The 1,986-nt window shown below is 65.6% G+C and carries 2 protein-coding genes; both read left to right on the plus strand.

The window, feature by feature from the left end:
• The first annotated feature begins 89 nt into the window (after positions 1-89).
• Entirely contained in the window at positions 90-458 is a 369-nt protein-coding gene (locus tag GX543_RS03395) for a hypothetical protein (RefSeq protein WP_290849789.1), read from the plus strand.
• Between the two features lie 107 nt (positions 459-565).
• The coding region (locus tag GX543_RS03400) for a peptide chain release factor 3 (RefSeq protein WP_290849790.1) at positions 566-1,986 on the plus strand (1,421 nt) is incomplete at its 3' end.

Consider the following 1,986-nt stretch of genomic DNA (forward strand, 5'->3'; position numbering starts at 1 on the left):
CAACATTGGTATAGTTGCCACGATATGTTCGCGGCCGGTTGTGGCCATCGCACCGACGCGCATCGCCGCTCGATCAGGAGGGGGGTGACATGACCGAGCATGTAGACAACCACGATGTCGAGTCGCGCTCCCGACGGCGAGAGTGCCCCTGGTGCCACAGCCGCGATGTCGAGCTGACCCAGCGAGGGTTCACCGGGCCGACCGATGAGCGCGATCAGTACATCACCTGCAACAACTGCAAGCGACTGACCTACGAAATCATCTCGCGCAACACGCGCGACATGCGCATGGGTCAGTACCAGACGGGCGGGACCTACCGCGACACCCGCCGGCAGACGAAGTACGACATCACGCGCGTGCTGAAGGTTGGATCCAACGAGTTCCTGCTCTACGTCAAGCCGATCGTGCGCAACAGCGATCCGATCCGGCCGACCTACCTGCGCCGAGGCCGATACTGACGACGCTCGTCGTCACACCGAGGTCACCATCGAGGTGACCGCTCGGGCGATCACCTCGATCGGCCCGAGAGCCTGCCCCCACCGCGCGTAATCTCGTTGAGGAAACCATGATCCAGACCGCCCAGAGCCGCCGGCCCGCGCTGGCCGAAGAAGTGATGCGCCGCCGGACCTTCGCGATCATCTCGCATCCGGACGCCGGCAAGACGACCCTGACCGAAAAACTGCTGCTCTACGGCGGTGCCGTGCAGCTGGCGGGGTCGGTCACCGCCCGAAAGACCCAGCGTCACGCGGCATCGGACTGGATGGAGATCGAGCAGGAGCGCGGTATCTCGATCACCTCGACGGTGCTGGCATTCCCCTATCGCGACTACCACGTCAACCTGCTCGACACGCCCGGTCACCAGGATTTCTCGGAGGACACCTACCGCACCCTGACCGCGGTCGACAGCGCCGTGATGGTGCTCGACGCCGCTCGTGGCATCGAGCCGCAGACACTGAAGCTCTTTGAAGTCACGCGACGACGGCGAACGCCCATTTTCACCTTCGTCAACAAGCTCGACCGGCCCGCACAGCACCCCCTGGAGCTGCTGGAGGAGATCGAGAACACGCTCGGGCTCCAGACCTACCCGCTCAACTGGCCAATCGGCGACGGTCCGGAGTTTCGGGGCGTCTACGACCGCGTCTCCGGCATGGTGCATCTGTTCGAGCGCACCGAGCACGGCGCGAAGCAGGCGCCGGTGCGACTCTCCGGGCTCGACGACCCGACGCTCGACGAGCAGCTCGGCGCGGAGAAGGCGGCGACGCTGCGCGAGGAGCTGGAGCTGCTCGATCTTGCCGGCACGCCATTCGACCTCGACGCTGTCCTGGCCGGCGACCTGACGCCGGTCTGCTTCGGATCGGCCCTGACCAACTTCGGCGTCCAGCTCTTCCTCGATCACTTCGTCGGCATGGCGCCGCCGCCGCAGTCGCAGGAGACGGTCGACGGTACTGAAATCGTTCCAGCCGACGAGACCTTTTCCGGCTTCGTGTTCAAGATCCAGGCGAACATGGACAAGCGCCACCGCGACCGCGTCGCCTACATGCGCGTCGTCTCCGGCAGGTTCGAGCGGGACATCGACGCCTGGGTGCCGCGTCTCAAGCGCAAGGTGCGGCTGTCCCGCCCGATGCGCCTGTTCGGCTCCGACCGCGAGGTCGTCGAAGAGGCCTACGCCGGTGACGTGGTCGGACTGGTCTCGACCGGCACCTTCACGATCGGCGATACGATCAGCGGTGACGACATCGGTACCTTTCCACCGCTGCCGCGCTTCCAGCCGGAGCACTTCGCGCTGCTGCGGCATACTCGGGCCGACCGCTACAAGCAGTTCCTCAAGGGGCTGGGGCAAATCGAGGAGGAGGGCGCGATTCAGCTCTTCTACCCTGTCGCAACCGGCAGCCGCGAGCCGGTGCTGGCGGCCGTCGGCGCGCTCCAGTTCGACGTCGTCCGCTATCGCCTGGAGAGCGAGTACAACGTCGAGACGGAGATGGACCC

It is taken from the genome of Gordonia sp. (in: high G+C Gram-positive bacteria) (assembly GCF_012515855.1).
GTDB lineage: Bacteria > Actinomycetota > Actinomycetes > Mycobacteriales > Mycobacteriaceae > Gordonia.

What these genes read in the sequence shown, in the direction of transcription:
- GX543_RS03395 (WP_290849789.1), top strand. Translation starts at nt 90, where the DNA reads ATGACCGAGCATGTAGACAACCACGATGTCGAGTCGCGCTCCCGACGG.